Annotated in this window: 14 protein-coding genes; 2 read left to right on the plus strand and 12 right to left on the minus strand. The window is 48.7% G+C overall.

Annotated elements, in window-relative coordinates:
* Positions 1-211: 211 nt before the first annotated feature.
* The 4 genes from JOC95_RS02465 to JOC95_RS02480 form a co-directional block, all read right to left on the minus strand.
* Positions 212-1504: a UDP-N-acetylglucosamine 1-carboxyvinyltransferase gene (locus JOC95_RS02465; protein WP_204413062.1), complete on the minus strand. Its 1293-nt coding sequence runs from the start codon at positions 1502-1504 to the stop codon at positions 212-214.
* A 186-nt stretch (positions 1505-1690) separates the two neighbouring features.
* Positions 1691-2335, minus strand: coding sequence for a fructose-6-phosphate aldolase (gene fsa, locus JOC95_RS02470; protein WP_204413064.1), 645 nt, complete (start codon positions 2333-2335; stop codon positions 1691-1693).
* 138 nt (positions 2336-2473) lie between these two features.
* A complete protein-coding gene (locus tag JOC95_RS02475) occupies positions 2474-3331 on the minus strand; it encodes a class II fructose-bisphosphate aldolase (protein WP_204413066.1) in 858 nt (285 codons plus the stop codon).
* 337 nt (positions 3332-3668) lie between these two features.
* On the minus strand, positions 3669-4046 hold the full coding sequence (locus tag JOC95_RS02480; protein ID WP_204413068.1) for a response regulator: 378 nt from the start codon (positions 4044-4046) through the stop codon (positions 3669-3671).
* Between the two features lie 302 nt (positions 4047-4348).
* On the opposite strand from JOC95_RS02480, the gene JOC95_RS02485 reads away from it, so the two are divergent.
* The gene (locus JOC95_RS02485) at positions 4349-4891 is read left to right on the plus strand and encodes a DUF2529 domain-containing protein (protein ID WP_204413070.1); all 543 of its coding nucleotides are present in this window, start codon (positions 4349-4351) and stop codon (positions 4889-4891) included.
* A gap of 51 nt (positions 4892-4942) precedes the next feature.
* The gene (locus JOC95_RS02490) at positions 4943-5467 is read left to right on the plus strand and encodes a GNAT family N-acetyltransferase (protein ID WP_204413072.1); all 525 of its coding nucleotides are present in this window, start codon (positions 4943-4945) and stop codon (positions 5465-5467) included.
* Between the two features lie 60 nt (positions 5468-5527).
* Here the strand turns inward: JOC95_RS02490 and JOC95_RS02495 are convergent, their stop codons facing one another.
* The 8 genes from JOC95_RS02495 to JOC95_RS02530 form a co-directional block, all read right to left on the minus strand.
* Positions 5528-7144 (minus strand): CTP synthase, encoded by a 1617-nt coding sequence (locus JOC95_RS02495; RefSeq protein ID WP_204413074.1) that lies wholly within the window; start codon positions 7142-7144, stop codon positions 5528-5530.
* A gap of 722 nt (positions 7145-7866) precedes the next feature.
* Positions 7867-8436 (minus strand): DNA-directed RNA polymerase subunit delta, encoded by a 570-nt coding sequence (rpoE, locus tag JOC95_RS02500; RefSeq protein WP_275580512.1) that lies wholly within the window; start codon positions 8434-8436, stop codon positions 7867-7869.
* 404 nt (positions 8437-8840) lie between these two features.
* A complete protein-coding gene (gene icmF / locus JOC95_RS02505) occupies positions 8841-12086 on the minus strand; it encodes a fused isobutyryl-CoA mutase/GTPase IcmF (RefSeq protein ID WP_204413075.1) in 3246 nt (1081 codons plus the stop codon).
* On the minus strand, positions 12064-12720 hold the full coding sequence (locus JOC95_RS02510; RefSeq protein ID WP_204413076.1) for a TetR/AcrR family transcriptional regulator: 657 nt from the start codon (positions 12718-12720) through the stop codon (positions 12064-12066). The genes icmF and JOC95_RS02510 overlap by 23 nt, the downstream gene beginning before the upstream one ends.
* A gap of 16 nt (positions 12721-12736) precedes the next feature.
* The gene (locus JOC95_RS02515) at positions 12737-13876 is read right to left on the minus strand and encodes an acyl-CoA dehydrogenase (RefSeq protein WP_204413077.1); all 1140 of its coding nucleotides are present in this window, start codon (positions 13874-13876) and stop codon (positions 12737-12739) included.
* A 20-nt stretch (positions 13877-13896) separates the two neighbouring features.
* Positions 13897-15033 carry an acyl-CoA dehydrogenase gene (locus tag JOC95_RS02520; RefSeq protein ID WP_204413078.1) on the minus strand — a complete coding sequence of 379 codons (1137 nt, stop codon included), beginning with the start codon at positions 15031-15033 and terminating at the stop codon, positions 13897-13899.
* 25 nt (positions 15034-15058) lie between these two features.
* On the minus strand, positions 15059-15913 hold the full coding sequence (locus JOC95_RS02525) for a 3-hydroxybutyryl-CoA dehydrogenase (RefSeq protein WP_204413079.1): 855 nt from the start codon (positions 15911-15913) through the stop codon (positions 15059-15061).
* Between the two features lie 22 nt (positions 15914-15935).
* Entirely contained in the window at positions 15936-17114 is a 1179-nt protein-coding gene (locus JOC95_RS02530; RefSeq protein ID WP_204413081.1) for an acetyl-CoA C-acetyltransferase, read from the minus strand.
* Positions 17115-17130: the final 16 nt, after the last annotated feature.

Consider the following 17130-nt stretch of genomic DNA (forward strand, 5'->3'; position numbering starts at 1 on the left):
GCTTTATTATTTGGTAGACAGTTCTAAAACCGCTGGTGATTTCCGCACTAGGCTGCGCTTTCCGCGGGGCGTTTGTGGAGCCTCCTCGGCTTCGCCTGTGGGGTCTCCACTAAATGCTATCTCCCGCAGGAGTCTTCGCCTATTGCTCCAATCACCAGCTAGTAGACCTGTGAAAGTTCTCTTTTGTCTAACTGCAGATTGCTAAAACTTCTTACGAATTCTGCATCTGCTCGATTTCTTCTTCGGTCATGGATTCGCGCCAGATTGTGGCTCCAAGTCCTTCGAGTTTTTCTTCGAGATGGCTGTAGCCGCGGTCGATATGCTCGAGGCCTGTCACTTCGGTCAGTCCATCTGCCAATAGGCCGGCTATGACAAGTGCGGCACCTGCACGCAGGTCGCTTGCTTTTACCTTTGCGCCTTGCAGCTGGACAGGGCCGTTGATGATGGCTGAGCGCCCTTCGACTTTGATCTGGGCATTCATGCGTCGCAGTTCATCCACATGCTTGAATCGCGCAGAATAGATGGTGTCAGTGACGATGCTTGTCCCTTCCGCTTTTGTCAAAAGGGTCGTCATCGGTTGTTGCAGGTCTGTCGGGAATCCTGGGTGGACGAGCGTTTTCACGTCGACCGCCTTCAGTTTTTCGCCTGGTACGACCAAGAGCTGATCCTGGTTGTCATTGATGTCGATGCGTACGCCCATTTCTCGCAGCTTTGCGATCAGTGGCTCCATGTGAGTCGGGATGACGTTGTCGATGATCATTTCTCCACCGGTTGCAGCTGCCATAATCATATATGTACCTGCTTCGATACGGTCAGGGATGATGGTGTGCTTGCAACCATGAAGGCTTTCGACTCCATCGATACGGATCACATCCGTCCCTGCTCCCTTGATTTTTGCGCCCATGCTGCTCAAAAGGGTAGCAACATCGATGATTTCAGGCTCTTTTGCAGCATTTTCGATGATCGTTCTGCCTTTTGCTTTTACTGCAGCAAGCATGATGTTGATGGTTGCACCAACACTGACGACATCGAGATAGATGCGTGCGCCGCGGAGCTCATCTGCCCGCAAGTAGATTGCACCTTGTTCATTCGTTACTTCTGCCCCTAAGGCTTCAAAACCTTTGATATGCTGATCGATCGGTCTTGGGCCAAGATGGCATCCACCTGGTAAACCTACCACCGCTTTTTTGAATCTGCCGAGCATCGCCCCCATCAAATAATAGGAAGCGCGAAGCTTTTTCACTTTTCCGCTAGGCAGAGGCATGGCGATCATCTGGGATGGGTCGACTGTCAAGTCCTCCCCGTCCATATTTGTTGTGCCGCCAATCTCTTCAAGTAGGCTGCTTAAGATTTCTACATCTGATATTTTTGGTAAACCCTCGATTGTTACTGGTGAATCTGCAAGGATTGTTGCAGGAATCAGTGCAACCGCGCTGTTTTTCGCACCACTTACACGCACCGTTCCATTTAACTTATTGCCACCAAGAATTTTTAACTTTTCCATATAGGTCTCCCTTCAAGGCGAGGTTGGTTTCCAAGAGTGTTATTTTCATTATACACAATTATTACCAATCTTAAAATTTTCGTTAAGTATTAGTTTACACGATATTTTTAAATTCTTATATGGAAAAGCTTAATTCTTTATCTAAACGTAATATTTCGTACTTTATTCCTAATTTTTACACAAGGATCATTGTTGGCGGTTGTTCCAATCAGCAAGGAATTTCTCGATCCCCTGGTCAGTCAGCGGGTGTCCGAACAGCTGCATGATGACCTTGTAAGGAACTGTTGCAATGTGAGCACCTTTTAATGCTGCATCTGTGATATGCATCGGATGGCGGATCGAAGCCGCAATGATTTCAGTCGGGATGTCATGGATCGCGAAAATGTCAGCAATCGTGGAAACGAGATCCATGCCGTTCTGTCCGATATCGTCAAGTCTGCCAAGGAATGGGGATACATAAGTTGCTCCCGCTCTAGCTGCCAATAACGCTTGGTTCGCGTTGAAAATAAGTGTTACGTTCGTTTTGATGTTCAGCTCGGAAAATACTTTTACAGCCTTCAAGCCGTCCGGTGTCATTGGAACCTTCACTGTGATATTCGGAGCAATCGCAGCAAGCGCCTTGCCTTCTTCAATCATCCCATCAGCATCAAGCGCGATGACCTCAGCAGAAACTGATCCCGTTACAAAAGAAGTGATCTCGCGAAGGCGGTCTTCGAATGTGATGTTCTCTTTTGCAACTAAGCTTGGGTTTGTTGTAACTCCAGAAAGGATTCCTAGCGCATGCGCCTCTTTAATTTCTTCCAGGTTTGCTGTATCGATGAAAAATTTCATTGGTATCTCTCCTTTTAATATATGGTGTGTGCGCTTTCATATAAGAAATAAACAAAACCGCCTGAGGTGGCGGTTTTGCAATATCGTTGCCTTGTTGTTGGTTGAATGGTTGTTGTTGTTGAAATATGTTCTGTTGTCTTATGCTTTGTTGGAAGAACCGAATTCGCGCATTTTTCCTTGAACAGTAGCTTTGATCGCGTCACGAGCTGGTCCAAGATATTTACGTGGATCATACTCTTCCGTTTTCACTGCTAAAGTTTCACGGACTGCTTTCGCAGATGCAATTTGGTTTTCCGTGTTTACATTGATTTTCGCAGTTCCAAAAGAAATTGCTTTCTTAATGTCATGCGTAGGGATTCCAGTACCACCATGTAATACTAGAGGAACACCAGCACGGTTGTTGATGTCTTCCATCTCTTTGAAGCCTAGGTTCGGTTCGCCTTTGTAAGGGCCGTGTACGGAACCTAATGCAGGAGCCAAGCAATCGATGCCAGTGCGTTTTACAAGCTCTTCACACTCAGCAGGGTCTGCATAGATAACGCCGTCAGCAATGACGTCGTCTTCCTGTCCACCTACTACACCAAGCTCTGCTTCAACAGATACTCCGTGGAAGTGTGCCAATTCTACTACTTTGGAAGTTGTTTCGATGTTTTCCTCAAAAGGATGATGGGAAGCATCGATCATAACAGATGTAAATCCAGCGTGGATCGCTTTTGCACAAGATTCAAAGCTTGAACCGTGATCTAAGTGAATCGCAACCGGAACTGTCACTTTATATTCTTCCATTAGCGCTTTAACCATTGCTACTACTGTTTTGAAGCCACCCATATAACGAGCTGCACCTTCGGAAACACCAAGAATGACCGGTGATTTTTCCTCCTGTGCCGCCTGTAGAATTGCTTGTGTGAACTCAAGGTTGTTCAAGTTGAACTGACCTACTGCATAGCCTTCTGCATTTGCTTTTTTCAGCATTTCTGTCATGGAAACTAAAGGCATGGTAAAATCCTCCTTCGTATTATACTCACTCCGAAAAGTTTTTCCCGTTCTTACAAGATGGCAAACCTAAAGGACGCGGTGGGAAATCGCAAGGAATTCCAACCATGTTCTTAGATACCCCTTCTTATATGTAACAGTTTCACCAATATCAAATCTAGCTTGACCAATTGAAAAACTAGTTATGTATGAGAGTGAAACAAACTGTAAAACTTGTCGGAAGATATTATCCAGTACCTAGCATACCAACTCTGAAAGAAAACTACAACTACCGAACATTCCCCTTTTTCGTTGTAAGCGGTAACACCCTCAATGTTTTAATTTTCAGTCACAATCCCGATTATTTTTCGGTGGATTGCGGCATATTTTTTCTAACGGCATCCCGTATTTCATCAATATCAAAAGGCTTCGCAAAGTGCGTGATGGCTCCTAAATCCTTCGACTCCTGGATCATGTCCAATTCCCCATACGCTGTCATGATGATCACTTGGATATCTGCATTGATCGCCTTCAGCCTCTTCAAGATCTCAATTCCATCCATTCCAGGAATCTTCATGTCCAGCAAGACCAAGTCAGGTGAATGCTTTTCTACGATATCTAACGCTTGATAACCATTTGCAGCCTGGAACGTCTGGTACCCTTCCTTCTGAAATACCTCATTTAGCAAAATGCGTATCCCATACTGGTCATCCACAATCAGCAATTTTTGACCCATCATTCCACCTCATTCCTAGAAAATAGTAAATCCGTTTCCACCCATCCACCTATTTCTACTATAATAGACTTATTTCCTGCTTTTCCCCGATAATATTTTTTAACCATGACTAAATATTAACCTATAACGAGTGCTATTTTAACTATTAGTATGGGATTTTAATAAATTCTTTGTAGGGGATAATAAAAATGATTTATAAAACAATATTAAAAAAATTTCAAATTGGGGCCAGACCCCGGCAGGGATTTCCCTACTTGTGTCATACTGCAAGTAAGTACAGGTTGTAATTGTAGGAGGGTGTTTTTATGTTGAAGATTTTTACGACGCAGCTTCAGGGTGTGTTTGGGCGTATTGGTGGAGATGAGGATTTTGGGTTTGAGGATGGTGCGAGGCTTTTGGCGCAGGCTGTGGTCGGGGATGGCCGCATTTACATACATGGGGTGAAGGAAATGAAGGCGGTGGAGTTTGAGGCTACTGAAGGTGCGGAGCCGCTGCCTAAGGCGACGCTTCTATCGGATCTGGACAGTTATCATGATCTGACTGACACGGACCGTGCATTGATTGTTTCCCGGTTTTCCACGGATGAGGAGGCGATCGAAACAGCGAAGGCTTTGAAGGAGCTTGGGATCGAGATTGTCGGGATCTCCACCGTGATGCCGGACGAGGGGGCCGAAACGCTTGATTCCATTGCGGATGTCCATATCGACTTGAAGATGAAAAAGCCGCTCATCCCTGGCGATGATGGGGAACGCTTCGGCTTTCCGAGCGGCATGGCTGGCCTTTATGCCTATTACGGACTGGCTTTTACCATTAAGGAAATTTTAGAAGAGCAAGACGACGAATATTAAAGGGAAAACAGTCTCAAATGGCGAATCCATTTTCGTTGGGAGGTGCATCAAATGGAACTGATAAAAACATTAGAGGTACAAAGGGCCGTCGCAGGAGATGGTCCTGCCATATTAAAGATCTTGAAGGATCGTGCGACATTGTTGAAGGAAAAGGGCTCTACGCAATGGAATTTCCTTTTGACAGACGAGGAAGATGAAGAAATCAAGGAATATGTAGTGAAAGGTTTCTTTTTCAAAGTGATGGATGGGAATGACATCGTTGCAACCTTTCTCCTCTCGCCAAGTCAAAATGAATGGGACATCCATCTTTGGGGCCAGGAGGAATCCAAACCGTCCACTGTCTATCTGCATAAACTCGCAGTTGCTCCGGATAAGAGAGGCGGGAAGATCGGGGACTTTGTCATGAAGTGGATCAAGGAGTACGCGGCACGGCAAAGGATAGAAACAGTCCGATTGGATTGCGTCGCCTCGGACTTTTTGCGCAACTTTTATGAAAGTCACGGATATATACTTTATAAAGATACGCAGGGCCAACTTTTATACGAATGGAAAAGAAACCATCATACACTAGCTTGAAGAATACAAAAAGGAGAAGCCGCTCCCATGAGACTGCTTCTCCTTTTTCTATCTATAAAATTAAGCCAATACTGTTGTGTTCTTGATTGCAGCTTCCACGAAGTCGCGGAATAACGGCTGCGGACGGTTAGGTCGGGAAGTGAACTCCGGATGGAATTGGGATGCAAGGAACCAAGGGTGGTCTTTGATCTCAATCACTTCTACAAGGCGGCCGTCCGGGCTTGTACCGGAGAACGTGAAGCCTGCTTCTTCCATCTGTTGACGGTACTGATTGTTGAACTCATAGCGATGACGGTGACGCTCGTACACAACGCCTTCGTTGTAAGCCGCTTGTGCAAGGGAACCGTCATTCAATTTACATGGATATAAGCCAAGGCGAAGGGTTCCGCCAAGATTTTCAATATCCTTTTGCTCAGGCAATAGATCGATGATCGGGAATGGCGTTTCCGGGTTCAACTCGGCAGAGTGCGCCCCTTCCATTCCAAGTACGTTACGTGCAAATTCCACTGACGCAAGCTGCATGCCGAGGCAAATACCGAAGAATGGTACCTTGTTGACACGCGCATAACGGATCGCTTCGATTTTACCTTCGACGCCACGGTCTCCGAATCCACCAGGAACAAGGATCCCATCTGCTCCTTGAAGAAGCTCGTCCACATTTTCAGCTGTCACGTTCTCAGCGTTGATCCAGTTGATTTTCACATCTGTATCAAACTGGTAGCCTGCATGACGAAGTGCCTCTGCCACAGAAAGGTACGCATCCTGAAGCTCGACATATTTACCGACCAATGCGATCGTCGTTTTCTTGGAAAGGTTTTTCACCTTGTCGACAAGCTTCGTCCAATCCGTCATGTCCGCTTGAGGTGCTGCTGCATCAAGCTTCAAATGTTCGCAAACGATGTTGTCCATGTTTTGCGCCTGGTATGCCAAAGGAACCTCATAAAGAGTTTCCGCATCGATGGACTCGATGACCGCCTTCTCATCGATATCACAGAACAAAGCAATCTTGTCCTTCATATCTTGGGAGATCGGCATTTCGGAACGCAATACGATGATGTTCGGCTGGATCCCCAAACCGCGAAGCTCTTTTACACTATGCTGTGTCGGCTTTGTTTTCAGCTCACCTGCAACACGAATGTAAGGAACGAGTGTACAGTGGATGTACATCACATTGTCACGGCCGATATCGCTCTTGATTTGACGGATCGCTTCAAGGTACGGCAAGGATTCGATATCCCCTACTGTTCCGCCGATTTCCGTGATGACCACGTCTGCACCAGTTTCTTTGCCGGCGCGGAATACGCGCTCTTTGATTTCATTCGTGATATGTGGAATAACCTGTACTGTCCCACCAAGGTAATCTCCGCGACGCTCTTTTTTCAAGACCGTGGAATAGATCTTCCCTGTAGTCACGTTGCTGAACTTGTTCAGGTTGATGTCGATGAAACGCTCATAGTGACCAAGGTCCAAATCCGTCTCCGCACCATCATCCGTTACGAATACTTCCCCATGCTGATAAGGACTCATGGTACCCGGGTCCACGTTAATGTATGGATCGAACTTCTGGATCGTCACACTCAATCCTCTGTTTTTCAAAAGCCTTCCTAAAGATGCTGCTGTGATCCCTTTACCTAGAGATGACACAACCCCACCTGTTACAAAAATATACTTTGTCATGCTGTCTCCCCCTCGATTAAATGTATTTTACTGTTATTTACAAACTAACTGATCTTTTAGAGGCAATTAATATTTTTATCATTAGTCAAAAACACGAAAATCATTTACTAAAAAATGAAGCTGTTCCTAAAATGGTTTAGGTACAGCGTGGAATTTCCGTCTTCTGTTTTTTGACCAATAAAATAAAAAAACGCTCCTCCTGCCAGTGTTTCTGGCAAAGGGAGCGTGTATCTGATATACCGAATCATTCTTGTCCTTTTAAAAGGAGCCCAAAAAAGATTCTACTTAGTTTGAGGGGAAAAGTCAAGGAGGATTTTTTGGGGTTGGTGGGAGGAGTGTTGTTTGTAGTGGATGTTGGTTAGGGTGGGCGTGGTGTCGCATGGTATGGGGTGGCATGGCATGGGGTGGCATGGCATGGGGTGTGGTCGCTTGGCGTGGCGTGCCTTGGAAGGCATGGCGTGGCGAAATATGTCGTATCATGCGGATTGTGCATATCTGTTCTGTTTTTGAGCGCAAATCGGATTTTTTGTGCATATAATCATTTTTTTGTGCATAAAGTGCTGGTTTTTCACCGCAAATCAAAATTATTGAGCGTAAGAGGTTGAGAAGGTGCAATCCACTTGGGAATTTCGTGGCTTGGACCGACCTTAAACAAAAAATGCTCCGAAAAATAATAAAACCCCCTGAAAAACCAGGGGGTTTCATCAAGAACACTCAAACTTTTACAGCTTGTCGTCCTCATCTTCTTCAAATTCTTCGTCTTCCTCTTCTTCCTCATCGTCTTCAAGGTCGTATTCCTCGTCTTCGATAAGGTCTTCTTCGAATTCTTCGTCGTCATCGTCTGCATCATCTTCTTCAACGTCGTCAAAGTCATCGTCTTCGGCGTCATCCTCTTCGTAATCGTCAAGGTCGTCGAATTCAAGCTCTTCTTCATCCAGCTCCTCGAACTCGTCCGCATCAAGATCGTCATCGTCGGATGCTTTCTTCGCCTTCTTCTTCTTCGTTTTAACCTGAGGAGTCGTTTCCTCTTCTATTTGATCATAAGGATACCATGCACGAAGTCCCCATTGGTTTTCTCCAATACAAATAAAACGGCCGTCAACGTTTAAGTCCGTGTAGAACTGTGATAATTTGCTGCGAAGGTCTTCATCAGTGAAGCCTGTCAGCTTTTTGATCTCCGTAAGTAGTTCCCCAAATGTCACAGATTGCTTCTGGTCTTGGAAAAGAGCGTACGCGATTTCGATAAGCGACATTTCTTTTACTTCTTCTGCCGTTAAGTGGTTTAATGCCAATGTCTGCACATCCTTTCTTTATATGTAAAAGGTATATAATATTAAAGATTTCTAGAAAAATCCATACCATTCATTATAAACAAATCCTTTGGGTTTAATCCAGTATAAATTAATTCTTTGGGGAAATTTTTGATCAACCGTGGTTAGGCAACCTTGAAAATATAGCAACAACATTAAACACCCTGTTGGTTTCTGCTCCAGGGGTTCGCTTTCCGCGGGCGGTCTCGGGAGCCTCCTCGGCGCTAAAGCGCCTGTGGGGTCTCCCTCTACGCGCTACTTCCGCAGGAGTCTCACCCCTTGCGCTGAAACAAACAGGGGAAAGTACATCAATATCTCTGATGCTTTCTAACAAAAACCCTACACAAAAGGACAGGCAACTTTCCCCCTGTCCTTTTCCTAACCTACTACATATTCCGTCTAAACTGCCCGCCAACTTCATAGAGTGCAGTCGTGATTTGACCTAAGCTCGCTACTTTTACTGTCTCCATTAGTTCTTCGAAGATGTTTTCTCCGTTGATGGCGACTTGTTTGAGGCGGTTCAGGGCTTCTTCGACTTTGTCGGTGTTGCGGTCCTGGAAGGCGCGCAGGTTTTTGATTTGTGTTTCTTTTTCCTCTTCCGTGGAACGTGCCAGCTCGATGTCGTTGAGCTCGTCTTCGGATGGAGGGTTTGGATTTTGGTATGTGTTGACGCCGATGATCGGCAGTTCGCCGGTGTGCTTTTTCATTTCATAGTACATGGATTCGTCCTGGATCTTGCCGCGTTGGTATTGTGTTTCCATCGCGCCAAGGACGCCGCCGCGGTCGTTCAGGCGTTCGAATTCCTGGAGCACCGCTTCCTCCACTAGATCTGTCAGCTCTTCCACAATGAAGGACCCTTGTAGCGGATTTTCGTTTTTCGCGAGGCCGTGTTCTTTTGTGATGATCATCTGGATGGCCATCGCGCGGCGTACGGATTCCTCTGTCGGTGTCGTGATGGCTTCATCATAGGCATTCGTGTGAAGCGAGTTGCAGTTGTCCTGCAGTGCCATCAGAGCCTGAAGCGTCGTACGGATATCGTTGAAGTCGATTTCCTGTGCGTGCAGGGAACGGCCGGAAGTCTGGATATGATACTTCAGCTTTTGGCTGCGCTCGTTTGCCTTGTATTTATTTTTCATGACGGTCGCCCAGATGCGGCGCGCCACACGGCCGATCACGGTGTACTCTGCATCCAGCCCGTTGCTGAAGAAGAACGACAGGTTCGGTGCAAAGTCGTTGATGTTCATGCCGCGGCTCAGATAGTACTCGACATAGGTGAAGCCGTTTGCCAGCGTGAACGCCAATTGCGTAATCGGATTCGCGCCCGCTTCGGCGATATGATAGCCGGAGATCGAAACGGAATAGTAGTTTCGCACCTTTTTATCGATGAAGTACTGCTGGATGTCGCCCATCACACGCAGTGCAAACTCGGTTGAGAAGATGCAGGTGTTCTGGCCCTGGTCCTCTTTTAAAATGTCCGCCTGTACGGTTCCGCGGACCGTCTGCAGCGTTACTGCACGAACCTCGGCAAACTCCTCCACTGTCAGGACGCGGCCAATCTCTCCCTCGCGCTTTTGCACCTGCTGGTCGATCGCCGTGTTCATGAACATTGCCAGGATGACCGGTGCAGGCCCGTTGATTGTCATGGATACCGATGTGCTTGGTGCGCACAGGTCAAAGCCTGCATAAAGCTTTTTCATATCATCGAGCGTACAGATGCTGACGCCGCTGTTTCCGACTTTTCCGTAGATGTCCGGACGTGGTGCCGGGTCTTCGCCGTAAAGGGTGACAGAATCGAAGGCGGTGCTTAAACGTTTCGCATCGTCATCCTTGCTCAAATAGTGGAAACGGCGGTTGGTACGCTCAGGCGTGCCTTCTCCTGCGAACTGGCGCTTCGGATCCTCGCCTTCACGCTTGAACGGGAATACGCCGGCTGTGTAAGGGAACTCCCCTGGAACGTTCTCCTTGTACACCCACTTCAAGATCTCCCCGTAGTCCACATATTTAGGGAGGACAACTTTAGGAATTGCAAGGCCCGATAAGCTCTTGGTCGTCAATTTCGTGATAATTTCCTTGTCGCGGATCACCGTGACGAATTGGTCGCCGCTGTACTTTTCTTTCTTTTCTGCCCAGCCAGCTAAAATCTTGCGGGAGTCGGCGGTCAGCTTTTCTTCATATTCGTTGCGGATTGCCTGAAGCGCCTCGACCAGCTCCTCTTTATCGGAAGCTGCTTCCATCGCACCATCAAGTTGGAAAAGCTTGCGTGCAAGCTCCACCTGCTCCTGTGCATCTTTATGGTACGTGCGGACGGTGTCGCTGATTTCGCGCAAATAGTAACGGCGGTCGTTCGGGATGATGACGTTCTGCTTTTCCACGTCCTTGGATGTCGGCAGGTTCGTTGTATGGTTCGAGCCTGTTTTTTCATTGATCAAACCAAGCAGGGCTGCGAAAAGCGTATTCGTACCCAAGTCGTTGAACTGGCTTGCAATTGTACCGTATACCGGCATGTCGTCAAGCTCTTTATCCCAGAGGAGACGGCTGCGCTGATACTGCTTTTGCACTTGGCGCTTGGCATCCTCGGAGCCCTTGCGCTCGTACTTGTTGATGACGATCAGGTCGGCATAGTCGATCATGTCGATTTTCTCAAGCTGGGATGGTGCACCGAATTCGCTTGTCATCACATACATCGAGATGTCACAGATCTCGGTGATCCCTGCGTCCCCCTGCCCGATTCCGCTCGTTTCGACGATGATCAGGTCAAAGCCTGCCGCCTTCGTAACAGCGATCGCGTCCTTGATCGCCAAGGACAATTCGGAGCGTGAGCCGCGGGTTGCGAGTGAGCGCATGTAGACGCGCGGGTTGAAGATCGCATTCATGCGGATGCGGTCCCCGAGCAGTGCGCCGCCTGTTTTCTGTTTGGTCGGATCGATGGAAAGGATCGCGACCTTGTTGTCCGGCACTTCGTTGATGAAGCGGCGGATCAGTTCATCGGTCAACGAGCTTTTCCCTGCTCCCCCGGTTCCAGTGATCCCAAGGACCGGTACCGTTTTCTGCATTTCTTTTACCTTGCTTAAAGCAGCCTGAGCTGTCGCTGCCACTTCTTCATTCGTTGTCACCTGAAGCTCGGCAAGCGTGATCAGCTTGGCAATGGCCTGGTGATTGTCGGCTGACAGACGCTCGACTTCATCACCCAAGCTTTTTGCTGTCACAAAATCGCAATCCTTCAGCATCGAATTGATCATGCCTTGAAGTCCGTGCTCGCGGCCGTCCTCCGGTGAGAAGATGCGGGCGATCCCGTATTCATGTAGCTCCTTGATTTCGCTCGGGATAATAACCCCACCACCGCCGCCGTAGATGCGAATATGTGAAGCTCCTTTTTCCTTCAGCAAGTCAAACATGTACTTGAAATATTCGACATGCCCTCCCTGATAGGATGAAATCGCGATCCCCTGGACATCCTCCTGGATTGCGGCATTGACGATTTCCTCCACCGAACGGTTGTGGCCGAGATGGATCACCTCTGCCCCGCTCGCCTGCAGAATGCGTCTCATGATGTTGATCGATGCGTCATGCCCATCAAATAGACTTGAAGCCGTGACAAATCGGATATGGTTAGTTGGACGATATACTTCCATGCTTCACGTTCTCCCCCTTTGTAAGTCCGTTTAATAACAGTTCAATCTGGCCTGCGATATAATCCTCGAGCTTGAAATGCTTATGCAGCACCCAGCGCCTGAAGCCCCACATCTGTCCCTGGACAAAGATGTTGTGGGCCATGAGCTGGATTTCCTGTTCCGGAAGCTTCATCCCCTCCGCCTCCATGCAGTTGCGTATCACCTGCTCGAACATCGCGACCATTTCAAGCTCCTTATTCAAAACATATGGCAAGGCATCCTTGGAGAGCGATTTTGCCTCCTGATACATCACCAATACTTCATCCTGCATATCATCCATGACGCGAAAATAAAAGGAGATGGCGGCCTTCAAGCTTTCAAGATTGCCCCGCTTCATATCGAGCTCCTCCTGCAGCCGCTCCCCAACCTGGTCATAGATCCTGTCGCACACAAGGTAGAGTACGTCCTCCTTCGTGCGGATATATTCGTAAAGCGTACCGATACTAAATCCCGCTTCCTTGGCAATTTCACGGGTTGTGGTGCGGTGGAAGCCTTTTTCCTTAAAAAGGCTCACCGCACCCTTGATCATCTGGTCACGCCGTTTTTCAATCAGCTTTTCATCTTTGACGGATGCATGTACTTGACGTTTTTTCATCCCGTTTTCCACCCACTTACTTGGTAAGCATTCTGGAAATGACTAGACGTTGGATTTCTTGTGTTCCTTCATAGATTTGCGTGATTTTCGCATCCCTCATATAGCGCTCGACCGGATAGTCCTTCGTGTAGCCATAGCCGCCGAACACCTGAACCGCCTCGGTAGTTACCTTCATTGCCGTGTCCCCGGCAAAAAGCTTCGACATTGCGGACTCTTTTCCGTAACTTAGGTTTTCAGACTCTCTCCAAGCAGCCTGATAGGTCAATAGCCTTGAAGCTTCAACAGATGTTGCCATGTCGGCAAGCTTGAAGCTTACTCCCTGCTGTGCTGCGATCGGCTTGCCGAACTGCACGCGCTCTTTTGCATATCCTACCGCTGCATCAAGGGCACCCTGTGCAATCCCGACTGCCTGCGCGGCAATTCCGTTACGTCCGCCATCAAGCGTCGTCATCGCGATCTTGAAGCCTTCCCCTTCTGCACCAAGCATGTTCTCTACCGGCACACGGCAGTCTTCAAAAATGATTTCCGTTGTCGGTGAGGAGCGGATCCCGAGTTTCTTTTCCTTCTTCCCGACGCTGAAGCCTTCAAAGCCGCTTTCGATGATGAATGCACTCGTACCCTTATGCTTACTGGATGGGTCAGTTACCGCGAACACGACATAGATATTGGCAATGCCGCCGTTTGTGATGAAAATCTTCGAGCCGTTCAACACATAGTGATCGCCATCAAGCTTTGCAGTCGTTCTCATTCCGCCAGCATCAGATCCGGAGCCTGGCTCAGTCAGGCCGTAGCCGCCGATGCTCGTTCCCTGTGCAAGTGGCACCAAGTATTTCTGCTTCTGCTCTTCTGTTCCGTATTTGTAGATCGGCCAGCTCGCAAGTGACGTGTGGGCAGATAATGTCACCCCAGTTGACGCACATACGCGGGAAAGCTCCTCGACCGCGATGCAATATGCCAGATAGTCACTGCCGATTCCGCCGTACTCTTCCGGAAAAGGAATCCCTGTCAGTCCGAGGTCCGCCATCTTGCGGAAGATCTCCATGTCAAAGCGCTCTTCCTCATCGCGCTCCGCTGCTGTCGGTTCCACTTCATTCTTGGCAAAATCGCGTACCATTTTACGAATCATTTCATGTTCTTCGCTTAGTAGAAAATTCATCTGTTCCATCCCCTTGATTGTTAGTTTAGTAGGTGTTTCCCGATCACCAATCGCTGTATCTCACTTGTACCCTCGTAGATCTCGCATACCTTCGCATCGCGGAAGAACCGCTCAACCGGATAGTCCTTCGTGTAGCCGTAGCCGCCGTATACCTGTACCGCTTCTGTTGCGACATTCATTGCCGTCTGTGACGCGAAAAGCTTTGCCATCGATGCTTCCTTGCCGCAAGGCTTGCCTAGTGCACGCAGGTTCGCAGCACGATAGGTCAAGAGCTTTGCGCCTTCTACCGCAGTTGCCATATCAGCAAGCTTGAAGCCGACTCCCTGCTGAAGTGCGATCGGCTTGCCGAACTGCTCGCGCTCTTTTGCATAGGCGGTTGCATGCTGCAGTGCCGCTTCTGCGATTCCGAGTGACTGGGCTGCAATCCCGATCCGGCCTACATCAAGGTTTGCCATCGCGATTTTGAACCCTTCGCCTTCCTTGCCAAGCAGGTTTTCTGCAGGCACTCTCGCATCTTCAAAGGTCAGCTGCACCGTTTTGGAGCCATGCAAGCCCATTTTGTGCTCATCTTTTCCGATGATGAAGCCTGGAGTGTCCTTTTCCACGATGAATGCGCTGACGCCCTTCGTCCCAAGCTCCGGATTGGTGGAGGCAAATACGATATACGTATCCGCTTCGCCGCCGTTTGTGATGAACACCTTCGAACCGTTCAGCACATAGTGGTCATCTTTTTTCACCGCACGTGTCTTCAGGCTCCCTGCATCCGAGCCGGCACTTGGCTCGGTAAGGGCGAATGCGCCAAGGTACTCACCTGAAGCAAGCTTTGTGACGTATTTTTGCTTCTGCTCTTCTGTTCCAAAATAAAGGATCGGGTTCGTTCCAACCGATGTATGAACGGATAAAATAACCCCAACTGTCGCACTGACGCGGGAAAGCTCGTTGATTGCAATGATGTAGGATGGAAAGTCCATGCCCGCTCCACCGTACTCCTCAGGAATTGTCATGCCCATCAAGCCAAGATCGGCCATCTTTTTCAGAATCTCTCTCGGGAACTCGCCGTCCTCCATTTTTTCCACAAACGGGGCGATTTCCGTTTCTGCAAAATCGCGCACCATTTTCCGTACCATTTCCTGTTCTTCCGTGAATCTCAAGTTCATCCCGTTCGACCCCTTTCCTGCTGCCTTATGTCTCGTATGTGTAGAATCCGCGTCCTGTCTTGCGTCCGAGCCAGCCTGCTTTTACATATTTACGAAGCAACGGGCATGGGCGGTATTTGTCATCGCCAAAGCCTTCATGCAAGGTTTCCATGATGTAGAGGCAAGTATCGAGCCCGATGAAGTCAGCAAGCGTCAGCGGCCCCATCGGATGGTTCATCCCAAGCTTCATCACTTCATCGATCGCTTCCGGTGTTGCCACCCCTTCATATACCGTGAAGATCGCTTCATTGATCATCGGCATGAGCACACGGTTGGACACAAAGCCTGGGAAGTCATTCACTTCGACTGGCACCTTGGAAAGCTTTTTCGTCATGTCTTCAATCGCGGCATACACCTCATCGGCTGTTTGCAGGCCGCGAATGATCTCGACCAGCTTCATTACCGGTACCGGGTTCATAAAATGCATCCCGATCACTTTTTCCGGTCTGTTTGTCGCCGCGGCGATTTCTGTGATTGGCAGGGAAGATGTATTGGTAGCCAAAATCGCATGTGCTGGAGCGATACCATCCAGCTGTGCGAAGATCTTTTTCTTGATGTCCATGTTCTCCACTGCCGCCTCGATGACGATGTCGACGTGCTTTGCGTCTTCAAGATTCGTTGTAGCCGTGAGTCTCCCTAGCACCTCATCCTTCGCTTCTGCGGTCATGCGGCCCTTTTCGACGCTTCTTACAAGGTTTTTCGTGATGCCTGCAAGCCCGCGATCAAGGAATTCCTGCTTCAAATCGTTCATATATACATGGAAGCCTGCCAACGCACAAACCTGCGCGATTCCAGATCCCATTTGCCCTGCTCCGATTACCATTACCTTTTGAATTGTCATGTTCTTTGAGTCCCCCTTCTCATTAAACCCGGATCAAGATTGCGTCGCCCTGTCCGCCGCCCGAGCAGATGGATGCGATACCAAGTCCGCCGCCGCGGCGTTTCAGTTCATGAATCAGTGATACGATGATGCGGGCACCACTTGCCCCGATCGGGTGTCCAAGTGCCACTGCCCCACCGTTCACGTTCACCTTTTCCAGATCCAGCCCTGCAAGGTTTGCAGATGCCAATGCGACTGCCGCAAATGCCTCATTTATTTCAAAAAGATCGATTTCTTCCAGTGTCGTCCCTGTTTTCTTTAAAAGCTCATTGATGACAAGTCCTGGCGTTTTCGGAAAATCCTTCGCTTCCACGGCGATCGATGCATGCCCGAGTATCGTTGCAAGCGGCTGCTTTCCTTCCCTGTTTGCACGGTCCTCACTCATCAGGACAAGCGCGCTTGCCCCATCATTCACTCCCGGCGCGTTTCCTGCCGTGATGGTTCCGTCATGGTCGAATGCCGGTCTTAAGCTTGCCAGCTTTTCAATCGATGTGTCCTTGCGCGGCGATTCGTCCTTGCTCACGACAACAGGCTCGCCTTTGCGCTGAGGAACTTCGACAGGTACGATTTCTTCTGTGAATACTCCTTTTTCCATTGCATCAATTGCACGCTGATGACTTCTGTATGCCCAAGCGTCCTGATCCGCGCGGGAGATTTCCATTTCCTTTGCGACACTGTTTCCGTATGTTCCCATGTGCACGCCTGTAAAGGTACAAGTCAAACCGTCATGCACCATCAGATCCTTCACCGAGCTGTCACCCATACGAAGTCCCCATCTTGCTTTCGGCAGGATATATGGGGCATTGCTCATGGACTCCATGCCGCCTGCGACGATGACCTCTTCTTCACCGGAGCGGATCAGTATATCGCCAAGCGCTACGCTTCTCATCCCTGATGCACATACCTTATTGATGGTTTCTGTTTTGACGTTCCAAGGAAGCCCCGCTTTTTGTGATGCCTGACGGGAAGGAAGCTGACCCTGCCCTCCCTGGAGCACTGTACCAAGGATCACTTCGCCTACCTCGTCACCTGAAACGTTGGCTCTTTTCAGCGCCTCTTTAATAGCTACAGCTCCCAGATCCGATGCGGACAACGAGCTCAATCCCCCGGCAAACTTTCCGATTGGCGTACGCACTCCACTGACGATTACTGTTTTTCCCATTTTAAGTTCCTCCTCT

The organism is Sutcliffiella tianshenii (assembly GCF_016908565.1).
Taxonomy (GTDB): domain Bacteria; phylum Bacillota; class Bacilli; order Bacillales; family Bacillaceae_I; genus Sutcliffiella_A; species Sutcliffiella_A tianshenii.

Bases quoted from the DNA above. Each gene is read 5' to 3' on its own strand.
- JOC95_RS02475 (WP_204413066.1), bottom strand. From the start codon at position 3,331: ATGCCTTTAGTTTCCATGACAGAAATGCTGAAAAAAGCAAATGCAGAA.
- JOC95_RS02520 (WP_204413078.1), bottom strand. From the start codon at position 15,033: ATGAACTTGAGATTCACGGAAGAACAGGAAATGGTACGGAAAATGGTG.
- JOC95_RS02495 (WP_204413074.1), bottom strand. From the start codon at position 7,144: ATGACAAAGTATATTTTTGTAACAGGTGGGGTTGTGTCATCTCTAGGT.
- JOC95_RS02510 (WP_204413076.1), bottom strand. From the start codon at position 12,720: ATGAAAAAACGTCAAGTACATGCATCCGTCAAAGATGAAAAGCTGATT.
- JOC95_RS02465 (WP_204413062.1), bottom strand. From the start codon at position 1,504: ATGGAAAAGTTAAAAATTCTTGGTGGCAATAAGTTAAATGGAACGGTG.
- JOC95_RS02485 (WP_204413070.1), top strand. From the start codon at position 4,349: ATGTTGAAGATTTTTACGACGCAGCTTCAGGGTGTGTTTGGGCGTATT.
- JOC95_RS02525 (WP_204413079.1), bottom strand. From the start codon at position 15,913: ATGACAATTCAAAAGGTAATGGTAATCGGAGCAGGGCAAATGGGATCT.
- JOC95_RS02490 (WP_204413072.1), top strand. From the start codon at position 4,943: ATGGAACTGATAAAAACATTAGAGGTACAAAGGGCCGTCGCAGGAGAT.
- fsa (WP_204413064.1), bottom strand. From the start codon at position 2,335: ATGAAATTTTTCATCGATACAGCAAACCTGGAAGAAATTAAAGAGGCG.
- JOC95_RS02515 (WP_204413077.1), bottom strand. From the start codon at position 13,876: ATGAATTTTCTACTAAGCGAAGAACATGAAATGATTCGTAAAATGGTA.
- JOC95_RS02480 (WP_204413068.1), bottom strand. From the start codon at position 4,046: ATGATGGGTCAAAAATTGCTGATTGTGGATGACCAGTATGGGATACGC.
- icmF (WP_204413075.1), bottom strand. From the start codon at position 12,086: ATGGAAGTATATCGTCCAACTAACCATATCCGATTTGTCACGGCTTCA.
- JOC95_RS02530 (WP_204413081.1), bottom strand. From the start codon at position 17,114: ATGGGAAAAACAGTAATCGTCAGTGGAGTGCGTACGCCAATCGGAAAG.